The organism is Noviherbaspirillum sp., assembly GCF_035254685.1.
GTDB lineage: Bacteria > Pseudomonadota > Gammaproteobacteria > Burkholderiales > Burkholderiaceae_D > Noviherbaspirillum.
Map to the genome: position 1 here is coordinate 193233 of NZ_DATFAI010000052.1, position 7244 is coordinate 200476.

Genomic DNA, 7244 nt, shown 5'->3' on the forward strand with positions numbered 1-7244 from the left:
GCATGACGATCAAGCCTTTCCCGCTTTCTACCGTGGAATCAGGAACACCGCCTTCTCGTTCACCGCGATCGCTGCGTCATGCTCCTCGCGCACGGTGAAGCGGATCGGCACGGAGCCCGATTGTCCCGGTTCCGGCATCACGCGTACGCGCGCCGGGACGGCCTTGGTGGTCGCGGCCGGCACATCGAATTCGTCTTCGGACGACAGCCCGATGTCTTTCGTGCCGCTGACTTCGATGACATAGTGGTGCGGCCGCTCGTCGGTGTTCATCACCTGCAGGCGGTAGACGTTTTCAATCGCGCCGTCATCCAGCATGCGCGGCATGCCGCGGTCGCGGATGACGTCGACCTTGAGCGGCGTGCGCAAGGCCAGCGACAGGGCGACTCCGAAGATGATCGCCAGCAGAATCGTGACGTAGATCAGCGTTCGAACGCGCAGCACGCGTTTCCAGATGCCGCGCCGGTCGAGCTTGTTGTTGACCGCGAATTGCGTGGTATAGCGCACCAGGCCTTTTTCGTAACCCATCTTGGTCATCACCTGGTTGCAGGTGTCGACGCAGGCGGCGCAGGCGATGCATTCATATTGCAGTCCGTTGCGGATGTCGATGCCGGTCGGACACACTTCCACGCACAGGCCGCAATCGACGCACGATCCCAGTCCAAGCGCTTTCGGATCGGCCTTCTTGCCGCGTGCGCCGCGCGGTTCGCCGCGTTCGGCATCGTAGGTGATGATCAGGGTGTCCTTGTCGAACATGGAGCTCTGGAAGCGTGCGTACGGACACATGTACTTGCACACCTGCTCGCGCATGAAGCCGGCCTGGCCGTAAGTCGCGAAGCTGTAGAAGAAGATCCAGAATGTCTGCCACGGTCCGAGGCCGGTCGCAACGATCTGGTGGGCCAGCGAGCGGATCGGGGTGAAATAGCCGACGAAGGTGAAGCCGGTCCAGCCTGCGACCGAGATCCATGATGCATGCTTGGCCGCCTTCAGGCCGAACTTGCGCAGCGAGAGCGGCTCCTTGTCGCGCCGCAGGCGCGCGGCGCGATCGCCTTCGATCTTGCGTTCGATCCACATGAAGATCTCGGTGTACACGGTTTGCGGGCAGGCATAGCCGCAGAACAGGCGCCCGGCGATGGCGGTGAACAAAAACAGCGAGAGCGCGGAGACCACCAGCAGCGCGGACAGGTAGATGAAGTCCTGCGGCCAGAAGATCAGGCCGAAGATGTGGAACTTGCGCTCCTCGAGATTGAACAGCACTGCCTGCCGGCCGTTCCAGTTCAGCCAGGGCAGGCCGTAAAAGATCGCCTGGGTCAGGAACACCATGACCCAGCGCCAGTTGGCAAACCAGCCTTTCACCGAGCGCGGGTAGATTTTCTTCCGCGGCTGGTACAGGCTCTGTTCGACTTCCTTTGGCTCGGCTGCAGGCGCAGGAGCGATCGGGATGACTTTCAGTTTTTCCGCACGCATGCTCTTCTCCTGTCGTCGTTACGCTTCGCCCTGCTCGTCCTTGCCGATCACGAGGCGGGTATCGCCTGCATACATGTGCCGCGGGATCTGCAGGTTTTCAGGAGCGGGCTTGTTCTTGAAGACGCGCCCGGCCAGGTCGAAGGTCGAGCCATGGCAGGGGCAGAAGAAGCCGCCGTTCCAGTCGTCCGGCAGCGAGGGTTGCGGGCCATGATCGAACTTTGCAGTCGGCGAGCAGCCGAGGTGCGTGCAGATGCCGATCGCAACAAGGAATTCGGGCTTGATCGAGCGATGCGCGTTGCGCGCGTATTCTGGCGTCATTTCATCGCGATTGCGCTCGGAGGCGGGATCGGCCAGCTGGCTTTCCACACCTTTCAGCGACACCAGCATGGCGGGCGTGCGTCTCAGGATCCATACCGGCTTGCCGCGCCATTCCACGGTTTTCATTTCGCCCGGTGCGAGGTCGGCAATGTCCACTTCGACCGGCGCACCCGCGGCCTTCGCGCGTTCCGAAGGCTCGAAGGTGCGCACCAGCGCGGTGAACGTTGACACGGCCGGAACAGCTGCGGCGATGCTGGTTGCGATCAACAGCGCGCGACGCTCGCCATCATGGTCAAAGGCGGACTCAAGTTGTGCTTCGGTGCTCATCATGCTCCCATTTTTGTTGCGGTCCGGCGTTTGTCGGACATACGCTTACCAGCCTCTAGGCAACATGCGTGCCACGCGGAGGAAGGCAGGGATTGAAGTTGCAACGCCTTGTTTTTACTGGATATTTTCGAGATGGCTGCGCTGCCGGTGCGATCTGTGCCACGCGCCACTGTCATGCCATGACAGCCATGGCAGCGCGGCCGCAGCGTATTCCGGTTTGGTTGATCCTGATCACGTGCCAACCCCGTTGTGGTGACTAACATAAAACTGCGTCAACTCTCACAAGGAGGGTGTGATGAAGCATCTGATGAAGCAGGTAAGCGCAGCCGTGTCCTTATCCGCCCTGGCGTTGTCGGTCTTCTGCGATTCCGCCTTTTCCCAGTCGCCCGCTCCGGCGGACACCTCCACCAATGCCGCTAGCGTTTCGCCGCCGGGCCCAGGCCCCGGCGCCCGCGGGCCGCGCGGCCGCATGATGCGCTTCAACCAGAACAACACGCCCGGATGGACGCTCATGACGCCGGAAGAACGCACCGCCCATCGCGACAGGATGCGCAGCTTCAAGACGGTGGCCGAGTGCGAAAGCTATCGAGAGGAACACCGGAAGCTGATGGAGCAGCGCGCCAAGGAACAGGGCAAACCGCTCCCGCCGGCACGCGGCAATCCCTGCGTGACGATGCAGCGCCGCGGGATCCTGAAATAGGACGCTGACTGCGACTCGTGCGCGGATCGTTGCCATGGTGCCATGCTGCCATGCTGTCAGGCGCGGCGGCCTGGCAGTGGCTTGCATGAAGGCACGATCACCAATATCGGCGGCAAGTGCCTGATTTGCAGGGCACTTGCATCGGCGCACCTGCTGGCATGCATCTTGATTAAAGGCATCATGGATCGTTGATGGAAGGACGTGACATGACAGACCGCCGCCTCCTGCGCGACCTCTGCATTGTTTTGATCCTGAAGCTGCTCCTGCTCTTCGGCTTGTGGTGGGCATTTGTCCGCGACGAGCGGGTCAGCGTCAATGCTGAAAATGTCGCGCAGGCGATCATCGGTGCCGATAGCGCGAAACAAGATAAAGAAGGAGGGCAGTATGGCCACTGAACAATTGGTCGACCTCTCGCGGCTGCAGTTTGCCGCAACGGCGATGTACCACTTCCTGTTCGTCCCGCTCACGCTCGGCATGGTGTGGCTCCTGGTGATCATGGAGAGCGTGTACGTGATGACCGGCAAGCTGGTCTACAAGGACATGACGCGCTTCTGGGGCAAGCTCTTCGGCATCAACTTCGCGCTCGGCGTCACGACCGGCATTACGCTCGAATTCCAGTTCGGCACCAACTGGGCGTACTACTCGCATTACGTGGGCGATATCTTCGGCGCACCGCTCGCCATCGAAGGCTTGATGGCTTTCTTCCTCGAATCGACGTTCATCGGCCTGTTCTTCTTCGGCTGGGACAGGCTCTCGCGCCAGAAGCACCTGATGGTGACCATCCTGCTCGCCGTCGGCAGCAACCTGTCCGCGCTGTGGATCCTGGTGGCGAACGGCTGGATGCAGAACCCGGTCGGCTCCCACTTCAATGAGGTCACCATGCGCATGGAGCTGACCGACTTCTGGACCGTGCTGTTCAACCCCGATGCGCAGGCGAAGTTCGTGCACGCGGCATCGGCCGGTTATGTGACAGGCGCCATCTTCGTGCTGGCGATTTCTTCCTGGTATCTGCTGAAAGGGCGGGATGTCGAATTCGCCAAGCGCAGCTTCCGCATCGCCGCGGCATTCGGCCTGGCCTCTGCCTGTTCCGTGATCGTGCTGGGCGATGAATCCGGTTACACCCTCGGCGAGGCGCAACAGACCAAGCTGGCCGCGATCGAAGCGATGTGGGAAACCGAACCAGCACCGGCGCCGTTCAACCTGGTCGCCGTGCCGAATGAAGCGGAAATGAAGAACGACTTCCAGCTGCAGATTCCGTGGGTCATGGGCGTGATCGGCACGCGCTCGCTCGACAAGCAGATCCCGGGCATCAAGGAGATCCAGGCGAAGAACCGCGAGCGCATCGTGTCGGGTATCCAGGCGGTGAAGGCACTCGAAACACTGCGCGCCAATCCGAAGAACGCCGCGGCGAAGGCGAAATTCGAACAGCACAAGGCCGACCTCGGCTTCGGCCTGCTGCTGAAGAAATACGTCACGAACGTGAGCCAGGCCACGCCGGACATCATCGACAAGGCGGTGAAAGAAACCGTGCCGCGCGTGACGCCGATGTTCTGGTCCTTCCGCTTCATGGTCGCAATCGCATTTGCGATGCTGCTGCTGTTCGTGCTGGCCGAATGGTATTCGATCGACGGTCGCTTCGTTGAAAAACGCTGGCTGCTGAAGGCTGCCGTGTGGGCACTCCCGTTACCCTGGATTGCCTGCGAGCTTGGCTGGTTCGTCGCCGAATACGGGCGGCAACCGTGGACCATTTACGGCGTGCTGCCGACCCATCTCTCGGTGTCGACGCTGTCGGTCGGATCGCTGTACGGTTCGCTGGCCGGCTTCGTCGGCTTCTACACCTTGCTGCTGATCGCGGAGGTGTACCTGATGGTGCGGTTTGCGCGGCAGGGGCCGGGCAGCCTCGGCACCGGACGCTACATCGGCGATGCACGACTGGGAGCGACATCATGATTGACTATGCGACCCTGAAAATCATCTGGTGGCTTCTGGTCGGCGTCTTGCTGATCGGCTTCGCCATCATGGACGGCCACGACATGGGCGTGGGCACCTTGCTGCCCTTCGTCGGCAAGGACGATGTCGAACGCCGCGTCATCATCAACACCGTCGGCCCGCACTGGGACGGCAATCAGGTCTGGTTCATCACCGGCGGCGGCGCCATCTTCGCCGCCTGGCCGCTGGTATATGCCACGGCATTCTCGGGCTTCTACTGGGCCATGCTGGCAGTGCTCTGGGCACTGTTCTTCCGGCCGGTCGGCTTCGACTATCGCAGCAAGATCGACAATCGGACATGGCGCACGGCCTGGGACTGGGGCCTGTTCGCCGGCGGCGCCGTGCCACCGCTGATCTTCGGTGTAGCCTTCGGCAACCTGCTGCAGGGCGTGCCGTTCTACTTTGATGAAAACATGCTGCCGTATTACACCGGGTCGTTTTTCGCGCTGCTGAATCCGTTCGCGCTGCTCTGCGGCGTGGTATCGAGTGCCATGATCACCTTCCACGGTGCGATTTATCTCGCGCATCGCACGGAGGATGATGTGCAGGAGAGGGCGCGCAAGGCCGCGCTGCTGTTCGGGATGGTGCTGCTGGTCGCGTTCTCCGCAGCGGGCGTATGGGTGGCCTATGGCATTCCTGGTTATGTGATCACTTCGCATGTTGATCCAGGCGTGGCGAGCAGCCCGTTGTCGAAGACGGTCGTGCGCGAAGCGGGCGCCTGGCTTGCCAACTACCGGCAGCAGCCGCTGACCATGCTGGTACCGGTGCTGGCCTATGTCGGCACCATCGCAGCGCTCCTGCTGACCCTTGGCGGCAAGACACTCGCGGCATTCGTCGCATCGGCCCTCGCGGAACTCGGCGTGATCGGCACCGCCGGCGTATCGATGTTCCCGTTCGTCATGCCCTCGTCGTCCGACCTGCGCTCCAGCCTTACCGTCTGGGACAGCGTGTCGAGCCACCTGACCTTGACGATCATGTTCTGGGCCGCGCTGATCTTCGTGCCGATCGTGCTGGCCTACACCAGCTGGGCCTACAAGGTCATGGCGGGCAAGGTGACGGCGGCCACCATCATCAAGAACAAGCATTCAGCCTATTAGGAGCGACACCATGTGGTACTTCGCCTGGATTCTCGGCATCGGCTTTGCGGTGCTGCTCGCGATCCTCAATGCAATGTGGGGCGAAAACGAAGAGGCGCGCGAGGAAGCGCGCCGCGACGACGCGCCGTACCTCGGCAGCTGAACGTTTCGGGAGGCAGGATCATGAATGCAAACGTTCAGGCTTCAGCTGCTCGAATGCAGCAGGCCGGCGGCCTTGAACATTTTCCGGTCGCGCTGTTTTCGATGGTGATGGGCATCGCCGGTCTTGCGATTGCCTGGCATAGGACGCATGTTGCCTTCGGCGCACCCGAACTGATCGGGCAGGGCGTGCGCGTGCTGGCGTCGCTGCTGTTCGTGCTGCTGCTGGTGCTGTATGTCGCGAAATGGATGAAATATCCGAAGGCTGCCGCCGCCGAAGCCAATCATCCGGTGCGCGTCAACTTCCTGCCGGCCATCTCGATCGACGTGCTGCTGCTTGCCACCGCCTGGCTGCAGGATGCGCCGTTCATCGCTACGGCGTTGTGGATTGTGGGCGTCGTGCTGCATCTCGCGCTCACCTTGCGCGCCTTTGGCAGCTGGCTGCATCACAGCTATTACGACATCAAGCATGTCAATCCGGCATGGTTCATACCGGTGGTGGGTAATGTCATTGTGCCGCTTGCCGGCGTGAAGATCGCGTCGCCGGAGATTTCGTGGTTCTTCTTCAGCATCGGCGTCGTGTTCTGGTTCGTGCTGTTGACGATCGTGATGAATCGGCTGTTCTTCCACGAGCCGCTTCCGGTAAAGCTGTTACCGACCATGTTCATCCTCCTGGCGCCGCCGTCGGTCAGCTTCCTTTCGTGGATGGGGTTGACGGGGCATCTCGATGCCTTCGCGCGGGTGCTGTACTACGCCGCGCTGTTCATGGCGCTGCTCTTGTTCAGCAATGCGCCGCGCTTTTTGCGACTGCCGTTCTTTGTTTCTTCATGGGCGTACAGTTTTCCGCTGGCGGCGTTTACGATTGCTACGATCACGATGTATGACCATATTGGCGGTCGCTTGCTTGCGGCTTGTTCGATGGGGTTGCTGGGGGTGTTGTCGATTGTGGTGGTGTTGCTGGTGGTGCGGACGGGGGTGGCGGTGGTGAGGAGGCAGGTTTGTGTGGCGGAGTGAGGTTCGGGGCGGGCTTTCTTCGGTGATGCTGGGCGGTAGGTTCTCCGTGCATGCTGGCCGGGACTGGCCCCGGCGGGCCACTCACTTTTCTTGCTTCGCCAAGAAAAGTAAGCAAAAGAAGGCGACCCCAGGACGCTGCCCCTTCGGGGTGCCCGAAAGAGCGAGGCGCAAAGCGGGAAGCGAAACAAACTCGCCTG

At 61.5% G+C, this 7244-nt stretch carries 8 protein-coding genes; 6 read left to right on the forward strand and 2 right to left on the reverse strand.

Translation table 11 applies throughout. The features are described from left to right. Window positions 1-27: 27 nt before the first annotated feature. A complete protein-coding gene (ccoG, locus tag VJ698_RS23195; protein ID WP_324105187.1) occupies window positions 28-1464 on the reverse strand; it encodes a cytochrome c oxidase accessory protein CcoG in 1437 nt (478 codons plus the stop codon). An 18-nt stretch (window positions 1465-1482) separates the two neighbouring features. After that, on the reverse strand, window positions 1483-2109 hold the full coding sequence (gene petA / locus VJ698_RS23200; RefSeq protein WP_324105200.1) for a ubiquinol-cytochrome c reductase iron-sulfur subunit: 627 nt from the start codon (window positions 2107-2109) through the stop codon (window positions 1483-1485). Window positions 2110-2404: 295 nt separating this feature from the next. Between petA and VJ698_RS23205 the strand changes: the two genes are divergently transcribed. The 6 genes from VJ698_RS23205 (at window position 2405) to VJ698_RS23230 (ending at window position 7047) form a co-directional block, all read left to right on the forward strand. Next, on the forward strand, window positions 2405-2809 hold the full coding sequence (locus tag VJ698_RS23205) for a hypothetical protein (RefSeq protein ID WP_324105188.1): 405 nt from the start codon (window positions 2405-2407) through the stop codon (window positions 2807-2809). A 206-nt stretch (window positions 2810-3015) separates the two neighbouring features. After that, window positions 3016-3204, forward strand: a complete 189-nt coding sequence (gene cydP, locus VJ698_RS23210; protein WP_324105189.1) for a cytochrome oxidase putative small subunit CydP — start codon at window positions 3016-3018, stop codon at window positions 3202-3204. Then, window positions 3194-4759 carry a cytochrome ubiquinol oxidase subunit I gene (locus tag VJ698_RS23215; protein WP_324105190.1) on the forward strand — a complete coding sequence of 522 codons (1566 nt, stop codon included), beginning with the start codon at window positions 3194-3196 and terminating at the stop codon, window positions 4757-4759. Before cydP ends, VJ698_RS23215 begins: the two co-directional genes overlap by 11 nt. Next, on the forward strand, window positions 4756-5895 hold the full coding sequence (gene cydB / locus VJ698_RS23220) for a cytochrome d ubiquinol oxidase subunit II (protein WP_324105191.1): 1140 nt from the start codon (window positions 4756-4758) through the stop codon (window positions 5893-5895). Before VJ698_RS23215 ends, cydB begins: the two co-directional genes overlap by 4 nt. Before the next feature lie 10 nt (window positions 5896-5905). Continuing rightward, window positions 5906-6037, forward strand: a complete 132-nt coding sequence (gene cydX, locus VJ698_RS23225) for a cytochrome bd-I oxidase subunit CydX (RefSeq protein ID WP_324105192.1) — start codon at window positions 5906-5908, stop codon at window positions 6035-6037. A gap of 20 nt (window positions 6038-6057) precedes the next feature. Then, window positions 6058-7047: an SLAC1 anion channel family protein gene (locus tag VJ698_RS23230; protein WP_324105193.1), complete on the forward strand. Its 990-nt coding sequence runs from the start codon at window positions 6058-6060 to the stop codon at window positions 7045-7047. The last annotated feature ends 197 nt before the right edge of the window (window positions 7048-7244 follow it).